Origin of the sequence: Enterobacter cloacae complex sp. P14RS (assembly GCF_014895895.1) — a bacterium.
GTDB classification, from domain to species: Bacteria; Pseudomonadota; Gammaproteobacteria; order Enterobacterales; family Enterobacteriaceae; genus Enterobacter; species Enterobacter bugandensis.
In genome coordinates, this window is sequence record NZ_JADBQM010000006.1 from 80,713 (window position 1) to 97,389 (window position 16,677).

The following is a 16,677-nucleotide window of genomic DNA, read 5'->3' on the forward strand; positions in this document are numbered from 1 at the left end:
TATGAGGCTTCAAACATGGTACCTGTGGTCGCGCTTGTCGGGCGCCCTAACGTTGGAAAATCCACTCTTTTTAACCGTTTAACACGCACCCGTGATGCGCTGGTTGCGGATTTCCCGGGGCTGACGCGTGACCGTAAGTACGGTCGTGCAGAGGTGGAAGGACGCGAGTTCATCTGTATTGATACCGGCGGTATTGATGGCACAGAAGACGGCGTTGAAACCCGCATGGCGGAACAGTCCTTGCTGGCGATTGAAGAAGCGGATGTCGTGCTGTTCATGGTAGATGCGCGCGCTGGCCTGATGCCGGCGGACTCCGCAATCGCTAAGCACCTGCGTTCTCGCGAAAAGCCAACTTTTCTGGTGGCGAACAAAACTGACGGCATCGATGCCGATCAGGCTATCGCGGACTTCTGGTCTCTGGGCATGGGGGATATCCACCCGATTGCGGCATCGCATGGCCGCGGTGTGACCAGCCTGCTGGAAACCGTTCTGCTGCCGTGGGTGGACGAAGTGAACCCGCCGGAAGAGGTGGACGAAGACGCCGCATACTGGGCGCAGTTCGAAGACGGTGAAGAGGGCGAAGAAGAAGAGCCTGAGGATGACTTCAACCCGCAGGATCTGCCGATCAAGCTGGCTATCGTCGGTCGTCCAAACGTAGGTAAGTCTACGCTTACTAACCGTATTCTGGGTGAAGAGCGCGTGGTGGTTTACGACATGCCGGGCACTACGCGTGACAGCATCTACATCCCGATGCAGCGCGATGAACGTGAGTATGTCCTCATCGACACCGCCGGTGTACGTAAGCGCGGAAAAATCACCGACGTGGTGGAAAAATTCTCCGTTATCAAAACCCTGCAGGCGATTGAAGATGCCAACGTGGTGCTGCTGGTCATCGACGCGCGCGAAGGTATCTCCGATCAGGATCTCTCTCTGCTCGGCTTTATCCTCAATAGTGGGCGCTCACTGGTCATCGTCGTCAACAAGTGGGACGGCCTGAGCAATGAAGTGCGCGAGCAGGTGAAAGAGACCCTGGACTTCCGTCTGGGCTTTATCGACTTTGCCCGCGTGCACTTTATCTCTGCGCTGCACGGCAGCGGCGTCGGTAACCTGTTCGAATCCGTGCGTGAAGCCTACGACAGCTCCACCCGTCGTCAGAGCACCGCCATGCTGACCCGTATCATGAATATGGCAGCGGAAGACCACCAGCCGCCGCTGGTGCGCGGTCGTCGCGTGAAGCTGAAATATGCCCACGCCGGTGGCTATAACCCGCCAATCGTGGTGATTCACGGCAACCAGGTGAAAGACCTGCCGGATTCCTACAAGCGCTACCTGATGAACTACTTCCGTAAATCGCTGGACGTGATGGGCACGCCTATTCGTATCCAGTTTAAGGAAGGGGAAAACCCGTTCGCCAACAAGCGCAACACCCTGACGCCGAACCAGATGCGTAAGCGTAAGCGTTTGATTAAGCACATTAAGAAAAGCAAATAATCATTGCCGATCTCACAAAGGCCCGCGTTTATCGCGGGCTTTTTTTGGCCCAATCATACCGTCGGTTCTCTCTGTGTGAAGTCAATCACTATTCACTCCCAACCATCTTTAAATCCAGAAAAGTAGACAATCGTCGAATTTTCATCTTAAAGTCCCTGGTCCGGTACTAGACAAAACTAGCGACTGGTTATCAAATGGTTAACTAACTTTTCGCCGCATGTAAAAAATCGGTCAGATACGTAACTGGCCGGCGTACCTGCTGGTGTTTACAAGCACGACACATACCTTTCGGGAGAATTATGCAATCCTCTGTTAATCACAAAGAGAGCCGAACCTTCTTCGGCCATCCTTATCCGCTCGGTTCGCTGTTCTTTACCGAGATGTGGGAGCGTTTCTCGTTCTACGGCATTCGCCCGCTGCTGATCCTGTTTATGGCCGCCACCGTCTATGACGGCGGGATGGGGCTGGCGCGTGAAAACGCCTCGGCGATTGTCGGTATTTTTGCCGGCACCATGTACCTGGCCGCGCTGCCGGGCGGCTGGCTGGCGGATAACTGGCTCGGCCAGCAGAGAGCCGTCTGGTACGGTTCGATACTGATTGCGCTCGGCCACCTGTCGATTGCGCTGTCGGCTATCATGGGCAACAACCTGTTCTTTATCGGCCTGATGTTCATCGTGCTCGGCTCTGGCCTGTTCAAAACCTGTATCTCGGTGATGGTCGGCACCCTGTATAAAAAAGGCGACGCGCGTCGTGACGGCGGTTTCTCGCTGTTCTACATGGGCATTAATATGGGCTCGTTCATCGCCCCGCTGATTTCCGGCTGGCTGATAAAAACCCACGGCTGGCACTGGGGCTTTGGTATTGGCGGCATCGGGATGCTGGTGGCGCTGATTATCTTCCGCGTATTTGCGGTTCCGGCGATGAAGCGCTACGACAGCGAAGTGGGTCTGGACTCCACATGGAACAGCCCGGTGGTGAAGCGCAACGGCGTGAGCGTCTGGCTGCTGGCGCTGGCGGCAGGCGTGGCAACGCTCGTGACGCTGATCGCGCAGGGCGTGATTGTCATTAACCCGGTCGCGGTAGCCAGCGTGCTGGTCTACGTAATTGCGGCGTCCGTTGCCCTCTACTTCATCTATCTGTTCATCTTCGCGGGCCTGAACCGTAAAGAGCGCGCCAGGCTGCTGGTCTGCTTTATTCTGCTGGTCTCCGCCGCGTTCTTCTGGTCCGCGTTTGAGCAGAAGCCAACCTCGTTCAACCTGTTTGCCAACGACTACACTAACCGCATGATCGGTGATTTTGAAATTCCGGCGGTATGGTTCCAGTCGATCAACGCCCTGTTCATCATCCTGCTGGCCCCGGTGTTCAGCTGGGCATGGCCAAAGCTCGCGAGCATGAACATTCGCCCGAGCAGCATCACCAAGTTTGTTATCGGTATTCTGTGTGCGGCAGCGGGCTTTGGCCTGATGATGCTGGCGGCACAGAACGTGCTGAGCAACGGCGGGGCGGGCGTGTCGCCGTTCTGGCTGGTGGGCAGTATCTTAATGCTGACGCTGGGTGAGCTGTGCCTGAGCCCGATCGGTCTGGCGACCATGACCCTACTGGCGCCGGAGAGAATGCGCGGCCAGATGATGGGGCTGTGGTTCTGCGCCAGCGCGCTGGGTAACCTGGCGGCGGGCCTGATTGGCGGTCACGTGAAGGCCGACCAGCTGGATATGCTGCCGGATCTCTTCGCGCGCTGCTCCATCGCGCTGCTGATTTGTGCCGCAGTGCTGATCGTCCTCATTGTTCCGGTGCGCCGCATGCTGGAAAATGCGCAAACTAAACCGGCAGCTAGCGCCTCATAAACCTCAGTGTGCCGGGGCAGGCGTTATGCCCCGGCACTGTACTTCCTGAGGTGAAACCATGCAGTTAGGATTTGTTGGTCTTGGTGCGGTAGTGGAAACAGCGTATCTGCCCGCACTACGTAATCTGTTCGATGGCGCTGTTCGTTGTTTCGGTTTTGATGTTCTCCCCGCAAAGCACCCTGAAGGCGTTACGCGCTGCGCCTCGCTTGCGGCGCTTTTAGCCACCCCGCTGGATACCCTTTTTATTACCACCGCATCGCTGCACCACCTTGAGGTGCTTGAGCTGGCGATTGCCTCGCCGGTTCCGCGGATTGTGATTGAAAAACCGATTGTCGCCACGCTTCCTCAAATCGAAAAACTCAACGCGCTGCTGGCAACGCCCGGCGTGGCGTCCCGCGTGCTGGCGCTCGACCACTGGATGGCGCGCATCGAAACGGTGAAGCGGTCGCTGGTCGGCCATGTATCTGACATTGCCAGAATCGAAGGTTTTTTGCAGGAGCCGAGCGGATATAACGCCGCAGGGGAACCCATCGCGCTCAATTTCGCGACCGGAGAACCGGATACCAGAACGCTTCGCCACCCGGACGGCGTGATTCTGGATATCGGAACGCACGTGCTGGCGATGCTGCGTGAAACGCTGCGTTATCTGGGCGGTCAGGACGATATGACGCTGCAGGTGGTAACGGCTAAAGACCGCCTGGGCCACGATATTGCAAAGGGTGACCAGACCACCGCGGAAGGCGAGGCGCACTTGCAGGGAACCATCAGCGGCGTGCCGGTGGGCATCTGGCTTAATAAATACGCGGGACCCGCGGGCGGGCAAAAGGGCCTGCGTCTCTATTTACGCGACGGCCGCATTATCAACTACGACCGACGCGGCGCGGAAGATGTGCTGGAGCTAGTTAAAGGTAAGAATATTCAGCGCTGGTATATCCCCGGCACGATCTACGAACGCTGTCTTGCCGGTCATATTCTTGGCGCAAACAGTCTGTTTGAGCGCGATCCGCAGGAGGTGAGCCGCACAACGCGCCGCAGGATAGATGAGGTGGCGCTGCTGCTGACCTTGCAGCAACAGTTGCGTGGCCCGCACTGAAGACGTGGTAAAATTATCGCAGACCTGAACGCCCTGAAGGAGACACCATGACCATTACCTGCCCGGATTGCCAGGCACAGCTTGAACCCCTGAACGGGGCGGCGCACTGCGACAGCTGTAATAAAGATATTGCGCTCGAAGCCCGCTGCCCGGAGTGCCATCAGCCACTCCAGGTCTTAAAGGCCTGCGGGGCGGTGGACTATTTCTGCCAGAACGGCCACGGCTTAATTTCTAAAAAGCGCGTGGAGTTTGTTCCGGCCGAAGATTAATCGCACACGCAGTCTTCGCCTTTTTTCCACAGCTCGACCAGCGACTCTGGCGCTTCCTGCTCAGGTACCAGCACGATGATATCGGCGTAGTGCGCCTGATTTTGGCCGGTCCAGATAATCTGGATGCGGAAATAGCGCTGGTCACCGCTGCCGGGTGACGACGTCTGACCCGGCGGCTGACCGCGTGGAAAGGCCTGCTCCAGGATGCTCACCAGGCGCTGGCGCTGGGCCTCATTAAGCGAGGAGAGCGCGATGGTACGCTGGCCGCTCAGCTTAGGAATAAAAGCGACGCCGCCTTCCCGGGCCAGCTCAACCACGGCGTCATCCGTCAGTTCCGGAACCTGCATTTACAGCACTCCCACCTGTTCCCAGGCCTGTTTTATCGCCGCCCCAACGTCGCTACCGGAGCGTTTCTCTCCGTGCGCTATCGTCAGTTTTGCGAAGGCATCAAAATCCGCATCCTGCGCCAGATTGCGATCGCAAACCGTGTCGTACCAGGCATAACCGGCTTTTTCCCAGGCGTAACCGCCGATCGCCGTCGCGGCCAGGTAAAACGCCCGGTTGGGGATGCCGGAGTTAAGATGGACGCCGCCGTTATCCTCGCGCGTTTTGATGAAATCTTTCATGTGCGCGGGCTGCGGGTCTTTGCCGAGCAGGGGATCGTCGTAGGCGGTGCCGGGTTCAGACATGGAGCGCAGCCCTTTGCCGTTAATGCCCGCAGCCAGCAGCCCTTCACCAATCAACCAGTCTGCTTTATCGGCGGTTTGCTTGAGATGGTACTGTTTCACCAGCGAACCAAACACGTCTGACAGGGACTCATTCAGCGCACCCGACTGTTCAAAATAGATTAGCCCGGCTTCGGTCTCGGTGACGCCGTGGCTCAGCTCGTGCGCCACCACGTCGATGGCAATCGTAAAGCGGTTAAAGATCTCCCCGTCACCGTCGCCAAACACCATCTGCTGACCGTTCCAGAAGGCGTTCTGATATTCCCGACCGTAATGCACGGTGCCGGTCAAAATAAGCCCCTTATTATCGAGCGAATCACGCTGATATTCTTTCCAGAAGAAATCATGGGTGATACCCAAATAATCGTACGCCTCGTCCACGGCCACATCGCCATTAGACGGCTGACCCTCGTAACGCACCTGGGTACCCGGCAGCTCCTGGGTCTGTTTCGCATCGTAGATATCGCGCTCAAGCTGACCGGCTTTATTCACGTGCGGCGCGGCGGGTTTGCCCGGCATATGCGCCATCAGCGTCTGGACGTGGGTTAAGGTCTGACGGGCATAGCGCTGCTGCGGTTCGGAACCGCTTTCGATAATACGACGAAGAATATAAGGGGGAATAACGCTACGAAGATGGGACATGCTGCTCTCCTTATTAAAAAAGGGAATAGCAGCAGTATAGTAAGTAACCGACGAAGAATTATCCGGTTTTGCGCTGACGCGTCTTTTTCACCGGTTTAATTGATTTCACTTCGCTTTCCACCCAGCCGTCAGACAGGCGGGTGGTAAGAACGTCACCGGTGTTCACCTGTTTGGTTTGCTTCAGCACTTTGCCGTCCGCTGCTGTCGTTACGCTATAGCCGCGCGCCAGCGTGGAGAGGGGGCTGACGGCTTCCAGATGGGTCACCGCGTTGCCAAAACGCTCACGCGTGGTGCTCAGGCGCGCCCGGAGAGTCTCCGCCAGACGATATTCCAGTTGCTGAATGCGCGTTTGCGCACGATAGATTTTCGGCTGCGGATTCTGCTGGTTCAGGCGCTGGGTCACACGCTGCTGGCGCGTCACCGCGCGCTTAAGCTGATTATCAAGCGCAAAGTTCATGCGCTGACGCAGGCGTTCCAGCACGGTCTGCTGACGCGCCAGACGAAGCTGTGGGTGCTGCTGCTGAAGACGGTGATGAAGCTGGGTAAAGCGGCGGGTACGGTTGGCAAGGAAGTAGTCCATCGCCATCTCAAGACGCTGCTGACCGTTCTGAAGCTGACGCAGCAGCTCCAGCTGGTTACGGCTTACCACTTCCGCCGCCGCGGACGGCGTAGGCGCACGCAGATCCGCAACAAAATCCGCGATTGTTACGTCCGTTTCATGCCCGACGGCGCTCACCACGGGGATCTCGCTTGCAAAGATTGCCCGCGCCACGCGCTCGTCGTTAAAGCTCCACAGGTCTTCCAGCGAGCCGCCGCCGCGCCCGACGATCAACACGTCACACTCCTTACGCGCATTTGCCAGCTCAATGGCGCGTACAATCTGGCCTGGCGCATCGTCACCCTGAACGGCGGTCGGGTAGATAATGACGGGCAGGGAAGGATCGCGACGCTTCAGTACGTGCAAAATGTCGTGCAGGGCGGCACCGGTTTTCGAGGTGATGACACCCACGCAGTGGGCAGGTGAGGGCAGCGGCTTTTTGAACTGTTGGTCGAAAAGTCCCTCTTCGGAGAGCTTCGCCTTTAACTGTTCATACTTTTGCTGCAGCAGGCCTTCGCCCGCGGGCTGCATGCTCTCAACGATAATTTGATAATCGCCGCGCGGCTCATACAGGGTAATATTGGCGCGAACCAGAACCTGCTGGCCGTGCTGCGGACGGAACGTCACGCGGCGGTTGCTGTTACGGAACATCGCGCAGCGCACCTGGGCGGTATCGTCTTTTAAGGTAAAGTACCAGTGTCCGGAAGACGGTTGCGTGAAGTTTGAGATTTCACCGCTGATCCAGACCTGCCCCATTTCCTGCTCAAGCAGCAAACGTACCGTCTGATTAAGGCGGCTGACAGTATAAATTGAGGGGGATTGAGAGGATAACATGTGAGCGGGATCAAATTCTAAATCAGCAAGTTATTCAGTCGATAGTAACCTGCTGAGAGGCATTCGCAAGCATTTTTTCAAAAAAGTGTAGATGCAATCGGTTACGCTCTGTATAATGCCACGGCAATATTTAACCACCCAGGTCAGAGATATTGCCCATGCTACGTATCGCTAAAGAAGCACTGACGTTTGACGACGTCCTCCTCGTTCCCGCTCATTCCACCGTTCTGCCGAATACTGCCGACCTCAGCACGCAGTTGACGAAAACCATTCGTCTGAACATTCCTATGCTCTCCGCGGCAATGGACACCGTGACTGAAGCGCGCCTGGCTATCGCCCTGGCACAGGAAGGCGGCATTGGCTTTATCCACAAAAACATGTCTATCGAGCGTCAGGCGGAAGAAGTTCGCCGCGTGAAGAAGCATGAGTCCGGCATCGTGTCCGACCCTCAGACCGTTCTGCCAACCACTACCCTGCACGAAGTGAAAGCCCTGACCGAACGTAACGGCTTTGCCGGCTACCCGGTAGTGACCGAAGACAATGAACTGGTGGGCATCATCACCGGTCGTGACGTGCGCTTCGTGACTGACCTGAACCAGCCTGTCAGCGTCTACATGACGCCAAAAGAGCGTCTGGTGACCGTCCGCGAAGGCGAAACTCGCGACGTGGTACTGGCGAAAATGCACGAAAAACGCGTTGAGAAAGCGCTGGTTGTGGATGCGAACTTCCACCTGCGCGGCATGATCACCGTTAAAGATTTCCAGAAAGCAGAACGTAAACCGAACGCCTGTAAAGACGAGCATGGCCGTCTGCGCGTCGGCGCTGCCGTAGGCGCGGGTGCAGGTAACGAAGAGCGCGTTGACGCGCTGGTGGCGGCGGGCGTTGACGTCCTGCTGATTGACTCCTCTCACGGCCACTCCGAAGGCGTGCTGCAGCGTATTCGCGACACCCGTGCGAAATATCCTGACCTGCAGATCATTGGCGGCAACGTGGCGACGGGCGCAGGCGCTCGCGCGCTGGCTGACGCCGGCTGCAGCGCGGTGAAAGTGGGTATCGGCCCTGGCTCCATCTGTACCACCCGTATCGTGACCGGCGTGGGCGTTCCGCAGATTACCGCGGTTTCTGACGCGGTTGAAGCGCTGGAAGGCACCGGTATTCCAGTTATCGCTGACGGCGGTATCCGCTTCTCTGGCGACATAGCTAAAGCCATCGCCGCGGGCGCTGCTGCCGTCATGGTAGGCTCCATGCTCGCTGGTACCGAAGAATCCCCGGGCGAAATCGAACTCTACCAGGGCCGTTCTTACAAATCTTACCGTGGAATGGGCTCCCTGGGCGCGATGTCCAAAGGTTCCTCTGACCGTTACTTCCAGACCGATAACGCTGCTGACAAACTGGTACCGGAAGGTATCGAAGGCCGCGTGGCCTATAAAGGCCGTCTGAAAGAGATCATTCACCAGCAGATGGGCGGCCTGCGTTCCTGTATGGGTCTGACCGGCTGTGGTACCATTGACTTGCTGCGTACCAAAGCGGAATTCGTACGCATCAGCGGTGCGGGTATCCAGGAGAGCCACGTTCACGACGTGACGATCACCAAAGAGTCCCCGAACTACCGTCTGGGCTCCTGATAAGTTTCCGCGCCCGGCTTCTGCCGGGCGCTTTGTTTTGTTTCACTTGCCTCGGAATTAGCGTCAATGACGGAAAACATTCATAAACATCGCATTCTCATCCTGGACTTCGGTTCTCAGTACACTCAGCTGGTGGCGCGTCGCGTACGTGAACTGGGCGTTTACTGTGAACTGTGGGCCTGGGATGTCACGGAAGCACAGATTCGCGAATTCAATCCAAGCGGCATCATCCTGTCCGGCGGCCCGGAAAGCACCACCGAAGAGAACAGCCCGCGCGCGCCGCAGTACGTGTTCGAAGCGGGCGTGCCGGTATTCGGCGTCTGCTACGGCATGCAGACCATGGCGATGCAGCTGGGCGGTCACGTAGAAGGCTCTAACGAGCGTGAGTTTGGCTACGCGCAGGTTGAAGTTGTCACCGACAGCGCGCTGGTGCGCGGTATCGAAGACTCCCTGACCGCAGACGGCAAGCCGCTGCTGGACGTGTGGATGAGCCATGGCGACAAGGTTACCGCCATCCCATCCGACTTCGTGACCGTAGCCAGCACCGAAAGCTGCCCGTTCGCCATCATGGCGAACGAAGAAAAACGCTTCTACGGCGTGCAGTTCCACCCGGAAGTGACCCACACCCGTCAGGGTATGCGCATGCTGGAGCGCTTCGTGCGTGACATCTGCCAGTGTGAAGCCCTGTGGACCCCGGCAAAAATCATCGACGACGCCGTTGAGCGTATCCGCCAGCAGGTTGGCGATGACAAAGTGATCCTCGGCCTCTCCGGCGGCGTGGACTCCTCCGTCACCGCGATGCTGCTGCACCGTGCCATCGGCAAAAACCTGACCTGCGTCTTCGTGGACAACGGTCTGCTGCGTCTGAACGAAGCGAAGCAGGTCATGGACATGTTCGGCGACCACTTCGGTCTGAACATCGTTCACGTGGAAGGCGAGCAGCGCTTCCTGGACGCGCTGAAAGGCGAGAACGATCCGGAAGCAAAACGTAAGATCATCGGCCGCGTCTTCGTGGAAGTGTTCGACGAAGAAGCGCTGAAGCTGGAAGACGTGAAGTGGCTGGCGCAGGGTACTATCTACCCTGACGTGATCGAGTCTGCGGCCTCCGCAACCGGTAAAGCGCACGTCATCAAATCTCACCACAACGTGGGCGGCCTGCCGAAAGAGATGAAGATGGGCCTGGTTGAACCGCTGCGCGAGCTGTTCAAAGACGAAGTGCGTAAGATCGGTCTGGAACTGGGTCTGCCGTACGACATGCTCTACCGTCACCCGTTCCCGGGTCCGGGTCTGGGCGTGCGCGTGCTGGGCGAAGTGAAGAAAGAGTACTGCGACCTGCTGCGTCGCGCGGACGCGATCTTCATCGAAGAGCTGCACAAAGCTGACCTGTACAACAAGGTAAGCCAGGCGTTCACCGTGTTCCTTCCGGTTCGCTCCGTCGGTGTAATGGGCGATGGCCGTAAGTACGACTGGGTTGTTTCCCTGCGTGCGGTGGAAACCATCGACTTCATGACCGCGCACTGGGCGCACCTGCCGTATGACTTCTTAGGCCGCGTGTCTAACCGCATCATCAACGAAGTGAATGGTATTTCCCGCGTGGTGTATGACATCAGCGGTAAGCCACCGGCTACGATTGAGTGGGAATGATTTCCCTCTGAATTAACACCCAAACCCTCTGCCTGCGCAGGGGGTTTTTTTATTGCCTTATTTCCCTTCACCCAACCTGTACGCCAGCGCCACCACCAGCGACTGCACCAGGCACAGCGTTGCCGACTGAGACCGGAACGCATCCACTTGCGCCTCTTTCACCACAAAGCAGAGATCGCTGAACGTTGCCAGGGGGCTTATCTGGCTGTCCGTAATCACGATCTGCCGGGCGCCGACGCTGGCGGCGGTTTCGCTGACCATCACCGTCTCTTCCGCGTATGGCGAGAAGCTGATCGACACCACGATGTCGCGCGCCTTAATGCGGCTGATTTGCTCGCGCAGCATCCCGCCCATGCCGTCGAGCAGGATAGGGCGGCACTCCAGGTGGCTCAGGGCGTAGGTGAGGTAGGCAGCGACGCTAAACGAGCGGCGCAGTCCGGCGATGTAGATAGTGTCGGCGTCGGCCAGCAGCTGTACCGCGCGCTCCAGCATTTCCGGCTCGGCGCGGGCGGCCAGCTGCTGCAGCGCCTGCGCGTTCGAGCGGGCGAACTCCTGCAGAATATCGAGCGGCGTTTCCGGCACGGCCTCGTTCTCCATTTCGCGGAACAGCCGCGCGCGGTCGCTGTAGCTGGCCGTCTCCTCCACCAGGTTCATGCGAAACAGCTGTTTCATTTCGTTGAAGCCGGTGAAGTCAAAGGCGTTGGCAAAGCGGATCAGCGTCGAAGGCGGCACGTCGGCGCGCTCGGCAATGACGGCAACCGTATCAAAGGCCACGCTGTTGGTGTTATCCAGCACGTAGCGGGAGACCTGCTGCAGCCTCTTGCTCAGGCTATCGTAGCGATCGCGGATTTGCTGCTGCAGTTCGTTCAGGCTGGTTGCTGTCGTCATGTTATCCCCCAAATACAGTCTGATGATTCTAAACGCAAAACCGCGTCTTTTAAATGTCGGCCATCCATCTGGCAGCAAAAATGAAACAGAAGCTTCAGTCATTTCCTCGCCCGAAATCCCTTAATAGCGCACGCAGCGTCAGTGTTGCTGGCTGTTAACATAAAAATCCATCCTTGATCACAATAATCATCATTTATTTTATTTCAACTTAAAATGGAATATTTGTTTCATATATAGTGTCCTGTACACAGCGTTCAGGTAACAGTCACGTATCAACAGCGAGAGGTTAAGGATGGAGACGGTAGCGAATTTTATTCACGGCGAATGTGTCACCGGTTCAGGCCAGCGCGTTCAGGCGATCTTCAACCCGGCCACCGGCGAGCAGATCCGCCAGGTGGTGATGAGTACGGCGCAGGAAACGGAGCAGGCGATTGCCGCCGCGCAGCAGGCGTTTCCCGCGTGGGCGCGCCAGGCTCCGCTTAAGCGCGCGCGCGTGATGTTCCGCTTCAAGGCGCTGCTGGAAGAGAACATGACGCGCCTGGCCCGCATCATCAGCGAAGAGCACGGCAAGGTTTTCTCCGACGCGGTGGGCGAACTGACCCGCGGCCTGGAAGTGGTGGAATTTGCCTGCGGTATCCCGCATCTGCAAAAGGGTGAACACTCTGCGAACGTCGGTACCGGCGTCGACAGCCACTCGCTGATGCAGCCGCTCGGCGTCTGCGCCGGGATCACGCCGTTTAACTTCCCGGCGATGGTGCCGATGTGGATGTTCCCCATTGCGCTGGCGACCGGGAATACCTTCGTGCTGAAGCCGTCGGAAAAAGACCCTTCTCTCGCGCTCGCGCTGGCGCAGCTGCTAAAAGAGGCAGGCTTGCCGGACGGCGTCTTCAACGTGGTGCAGGGGGATAAAGAGTCCGTTGACGTGCTCCTGACCGACCCGCGCGTGCAGGCGGTGAGCTTTGTCGGCTCCACGCCGATTGCCGAATACATTTACCAGACCGCCTCCGCCCACGGTAAGCGCTGTCAGGCGCTGGGCGGCGCGAAAAACCACTGCATTTTAATGCCGGATGCCGACATGGAGATGGCGACCAACGCCATCATGGGCGCGGCCTACGGCGCGGCGGGGGAACGCTGCATGGCGCTCTCGGTGGTGCTGGCGGTGGGGGATAAAACCGCCGATGACCTCTGCACCCGGCTGGAAAAACAGATTGAAGCGCTGCGCGTCGGACCGGGGCTGGACCAGACACCGGAAAACGAAATGGGGCCGCTTATCTCCTCCGCGCACCGCAGCAAGGTGCTGGGCTATATCGACAGCGGGGAAGCGCAGGGGGCGAAACTGCGCGTGGACGGGCGCGGCTTCAGCGTGAAGGGCCACGAGCAGGGCTACTTCGTCGGGCCGACGCTGTTTGATAACGTCACACCGGAGATGACCATCTATAAAGAAGAGATTTTTGGCCCGGTGCTTTCTGTGGTGCGGGTAGCAGATTACGCCAGCGCGGTGGACCTCATTAACCGCCATGAATATGGTAATGGCTCGGCGATCTTCACCCGTGACGGCGGCTGCGCGCGCCGCTTCTGCGAAGAGGTGCAGGCGGGCATGGTGGGGGTCAACGTGCCGATCCCGGTGCCGATGGCATTCCACAGTTTCGGTGGCTGGAAGCGTTCCATCTTTGGCGCGCTCAACGTACACGGCAACGACGGCGTGCGTTTCTACACCCGAATGAAAACCATCACCGCGCGCTGGCCGGAAATGCAGCAGGAGACAGGCGCTGCGTTCTCCATGCCTACGCTGGGCTGACAGGAGGCATTATGCAAACCGAACGTATGACCATGGCCCAGGCGCTGGTCCGGTTCCTGAATCAACAGTACGTCAGCGTTGACGGCAACGAAACGCCCTTCGTGGAGGGCGTGGCGACGATCTTTGGGCACGGCAACGTGCTGGGTATTGGCCAGGCGCTGGAGCAGGATCCCGGTCATCTGAAAATCATGCAGGGGTGCAACGAGCAGGGCATCGCCCACATGGCGACGGGATTCGCCAAACAGCAGCGCCGCCAGCGCATTTTTGCCGTCACCTCCTCAGTCGGGCCGGGCGCCGCCAATATGGTCACGGCAGCGGCCACCGCCACGGCGAACCGCATCCCGCTTTTACTGCTGCCGGGCGATATCTACGCCAGCCGCCAGCCGGACCCCGTGCTGCAGCAGATCGAGCAGTATCACGATCTCAGTATCAGCACCAACGACTGCTTCCGTCCGGTTTCCCGCTACTGGGACCGCATCAACCGCCCCGAGCAGCTCATGAGCGCCATGCTAAGCGCGATGCGAACGCTTACTGACCCCGCAGATACCGGAGCGGTGACCCTCTGTCTGCCGCAGGACGTGCAGGGGGAAGCGTGGGACTACCCGCTAAGCTTCTTCGCGCGTCGGGTGCACCACATCGAACGCCGTCCGCCCGATCCGCAGCGACTGGCGCAGGCGCGGGCGCTGATCGCCCGCAAGCGCCGTCCGCTGGTAGTGTGCGGCGGCGGCGTGCGTTACTCCGGCGCGCATGAGGCGTTTCGCGAATTTGTCGAGACGCTGCAGCTGCCGTTTGCCGAAACGCAGGCCGGGAAGGGGGCGCTGGTAAGTGACCACCCGCTTAACCTCGGCGGCGTAGGAGTGACGGGCGGAATGGCCGCCAACCAGCTCGCGCCACAGGCTGACTTAGTGATTGGTGTCGGCACGCGCCTGACTGACTTTACCACCGGCTCCAAGGCGCTATTTTCCCACCCGGACGTCGAATTCCTGCTGCTGAACGTGGCCGAGTTTGACGCCCTGAAGCTGGACGCCACCGCGCTGATTGCCGATGCCCAAACCGGGCTCCAGGCCTTAACCCACGCGCTCGGCGAGTATCGCAGCGGCTGGGGAGAGGCGATCGCCCAGGCGAAATCCGCGTGGCGCGATGAGTGCCGCCGCCTGTGGGATCGCCAGTGGCATCCGGACGACGCGCCCGAAGTGGCGGGGCATCTGGACGCGCAGCTGGCGGAATACGGCGAGACGCTCAACACCCGCCTGACCCAGACGCGGGTGCTGGGGCTGATCAATCAGCATGTGGAAGATAACGCCATCGTGGTGGGCGCGGCCGGTTCGCTGCCGGGAGATTTACAGCGCCTCTGGCAGGTCAAAACGCCGGACAGCTATCACCTGGAGTACGGCTACTCCTGCATGGGCTACGAGATTGCGGCGGCCATCGGCGCGAAGCTCGCCCGACCCGGGCAGCCGGTTTACGCCATGGTGGGGGATGGCTCCTACATGATGCTGCACTCCGAGCTGCAAACCGCGGTGCAGGAAGGCATTAAGGTCACCGTTCTGCTGTTTGACAACGCCAGCTTCGGCTGCATCAACAACCTACAGATGGGGCACGGGATGGGCAGCTTCGGCACAGAAAACCGCCATCGCAGCCCGGAAACCGGGCGGCTTGACGGGCCGCTGGTGAAGGTCGACTTTGCGCAAAACGCGGAAAGCTACGGCTGTCGCGCGTGGAGGGTGAACGACGAGCAGAGCCTGCTGGCGGCACTTGAGGCGTCACGCGCCCATCCGGGCCCGACGCTGCTGGACATCAAGGTATTGCCGAAGACCATGACCCATGACTACGCTTCGTGGTGGCGAACCGGTGACGCGCAGGTGGCAGAGTCGTCTGCCGTGCGTGAGGCCGCGGAGCAAACGCAGGCGCAGGTGAAAAAAGCCCGTCAGTATTGAGTTTTCCTGTCTTAACGAAATTTTCATTTCATTTCCCCCTCACCCTAACCCTCTCCCAAAAGTGGAGAGGGTTAGGGGTGGTGCACTCTTTTCTCCCTCGCTCCTTTGGGGAGAGGGCCGGGGTGAGGGGTGAGCAGTACCTTCTTTCATGTTGTGAGATTGATAACAAAAATTATCTCATACATCTCAAAAGTGTTAACCCGCACTCAAAAACATAATTTTCACTATTTATAAAAATGAAATAAATGTTTTATTTATAGGGTCGTTAGTTCACAGCATTCACAAACACCGGGAGCCGTTATGTTTAACATTGCTTTACTGGGCGCTGGCCGAATTGGCCAGGTACATGCAGCTAACATCGCCAGCCACGGCGCGACCACGCTCTGGTCCGTGGTTGACCCGAATCAGGAATTTGCCACCCGTCTCGCCGCACAGTATCAGGCCCGCCAGCAGAGCGTGGATGAGGCGATGACCGACCCTAACGTTCACGCCGTGCTGATCGCCTCCGCCACCGACACCCACGCGGATCTGATTGAAATGGCCGCCCGCCACGGCAAGGCTATCTTCTGCGAAAAGCCGGTACACCTCGACCTCGCCCGCGTGCGCGACTGCCTGAAAGTGGTTAAAGAGTACGACGTGCCGCTGTTCATCGGCTTTAACCGCCGCTTTGACCCACAGTTCCGCCGCGTGAAAACCGATGCCCAGGCCGGGCGCATCGGCAAGCCGGAATCGTTGCTGATCATCTCCCGCGACCCGTCTCCGCCGCCCGCCGAGTACGTGCGCGTCTCCGGCGGCATGTTCCGCGATATGACCATTCACGACTTCGACATGGCCCGTTTCATCATGGGCGAAGAGCCGGTGTCGGTGTATGCCCAGGGCAGTAACCTGGTGGATCCGGCGATTGGCGAGGCGGGGGATATCGATACCGCGTTTATCGTTCTGAAATATGCCTCCGGCGCGATGGCGACCATCGTCAACAGCCGCCGCTCCTCTTACGGCTACGACCAGCGCCTGGAGCTGCACGGCTCCGAAGGGCTGCTGTGCGCCGGCAATATTCTGGAAAACCAGGTGCAGCACTACGGCAAACAGGGCTGCACCAGCGCGCTGCCGGAACACTTCTTCCTGCAGCGCTACAAATCCGCTTACGCCGCGGAATGGGAACACTTTGTTGCGGTCCTGCGCGGCGAAGCGGTGCCTGACTGCAGCGGCGATGATGGTGAACGTGCGCTGTACCTCGCGGATAAAGCGCTGGAGTCGCTGCGTAGCCAGCGCGAGATCGTCCTCTAAAC

General features: G+C 58.8%; 13 protein-coding genes. 9 read left to right on the plus strand and 4 right to left on the minus strand.

Annotation, left to right across the window (positions count from 1 at the left end; genetic code table 11):
- Positions 1–15: 15 nt before the first annotated feature.
- From der to IM295_RS04425, 4 genes are all read left to right on the plus strand, one after another.
- Positions 16–1,491 carry a ribosome biogenesis GTPase Der gene (der, locus tag IM295_RS04410; RefSeq protein ID WP_028014057.1) on the plus strand — a complete coding sequence of 492 codons (1,476 nt, stop codon included), beginning with the start codon at positions 16–18 and terminating at the stop codon, positions 1,489–1,491.
- A gap of 299 nt (positions 1,492–1,790) precedes the next feature.
- Positions 1,791–3,335: a peptide MFS transporter gene (locus tag IM295_RS04415; protein WP_193066286.1), complete on the plus strand. Its 1,545-nt coding sequence runs from the start codon at positions 1,791–1,793 to the stop codon at positions 3,333–3,335.
- 58 nt (positions 3,336–3,393) lie between these two features.
- Positions 3,394–4,428 (plus strand): oxidoreductase, encoded by a 1,035-nt coding sequence (locus IM295_RS04420; RefSeq protein ID WP_028014055.1) that lies wholly within the window; start codon positions 3,394–3,396, stop codon positions 4,426–4,428.
- A 47-nt stretch (positions 4,429–4,475) separates the two neighbouring features.
- Positions 4,476–4,697: a zinc ribbon domain-containing protein gene (locus tag IM295_RS04425; RefSeq protein ID WP_028014054.1), complete on the plus strand. Its 222-nt coding sequence runs from the start codon at positions 4,476–4,478 to the stop codon at positions 4,695–4,697.
- Here the strand turns inward: IM295_RS04425 and IM295_RS04430 are convergent.
- The 3 genes from IM295_RS04430 to xseA are packed head-to-tail and all read right to left on the minus strand — an operon-like array spanning position 4,694 to position 7,496.
- On the minus strand, positions 4,694–5,044 hold the full coding sequence (locus IM295_RS04430; RefSeq protein WP_028014053.1) for a protealysin inhibitor emfourin: 351 nt from the start codon (positions 5,042–5,044) through the stop codon (positions 4,694–4,696). The two genes, IM295_RS04425 and IM295_RS04430, sit on opposite strands and share 4 nt — an antisense overlap.
- Positions 5,045–6,064, minus strand: a complete 1,020-nt coding sequence (locus IM295_RS04435) for a M4 family metallopeptidase (RefSeq protein ID WP_028014052.1) — start codon at positions 6,062–6,064, stop codon at positions 5,045–5,047.
- A gap of 58 nt (positions 6,065–6,122) precedes the next feature.
- A complete protein-coding gene (xseA, locus tag IM295_RS04440; RefSeq protein WP_047368089.1) occupies positions 6,123–7,496 on the minus strand; it encodes an exodeoxyribonuclease VII large subunit in 1,374 nt (457 codons plus the stop codon).
- A gap of 158 nt (positions 7,497–7,654) precedes the next feature.
- Between xseA and guaB the strand changes: the two genes are divergently transcribed.
- Both guaB and guaA read left to right on the plus strand, forming a co-directional pair.
- Entirely contained in the window at positions 7,655–9,121 is a 1,467-nt protein-coding gene (gene guaB / locus IM295_RS04445; protein WP_014884799.1) for an IMP dehydrogenase, read from the plus strand.
- 66 nt (positions 9,122–9,187) lie between these two features.
- Positions 9,188–10,765, plus strand: a complete 1,578-nt coding sequence (guaA, locus tag IM295_RS04450) for a glutamine-hydrolyzing GMP synthase (RefSeq protein WP_003860599.1) — start codon at positions 9,188–9,190, stop codon at positions 10,763–10,765.
- Between the two features lie 57 nt (positions 10,766–10,822).
- Here guaA and IM295_RS04455 read toward each other — a convergent pair whose 3' ends face one another.
- A complete protein-coding gene (locus IM295_RS04455) occupies positions 10,823–11,653 on the minus strand; it encodes a MurR/RpiR family transcriptional regulator (RefSeq protein ID WP_193066287.1) in 831 nt (276 codons plus the stop codon).
- A 292-nt stretch (positions 11,654–11,945) separates the two neighbouring features.
- Between IM295_RS04455 and IM295_RS04460 the strand changes: the two genes are divergently transcribed.
- The 3 genes from IM295_RS04460 (at position 11,946) to iolG (ending at position 16,675) form a co-directional block, all read left to right on the plus strand.
- On the plus strand, positions 11,946–13,451 hold the full coding sequence (locus tag IM295_RS04460; protein ID WP_045630997.1) for a CoA-acylating methylmalonate-semialdehyde dehydrogenase: 1,506 nt from the start codon (positions 11,946–11,948) through the stop codon (positions 13,449–13,451).
- A gap of 11 nt (positions 13,452–13,462) precedes the next feature.
- Complete coding sequence (gene iolD, locus IM295_RS04465; RefSeq protein ID WP_193066288.1) at positions 13,463–15,388, plus strand: 3D-(3,5/4)-trihydroxycyclohexane-1,2-dione acylhydrolase (decyclizing); 1,926 nt, start codon at positions 13,463–13,465, stop codon at positions 15,386–15,388.
- A 300-nt stretch (positions 15,389–15,688) separates the two neighbouring features.
- Entirely contained in the window at positions 15,689–16,675 is a 987-nt protein-coding gene (iolG, locus tag IM295_RS04470; protein WP_047368086.1) for an inositol 2-dehydrogenase, read from the plus strand.
- Positions 16,676–16,677: the final 2 nt, after the last annotated feature.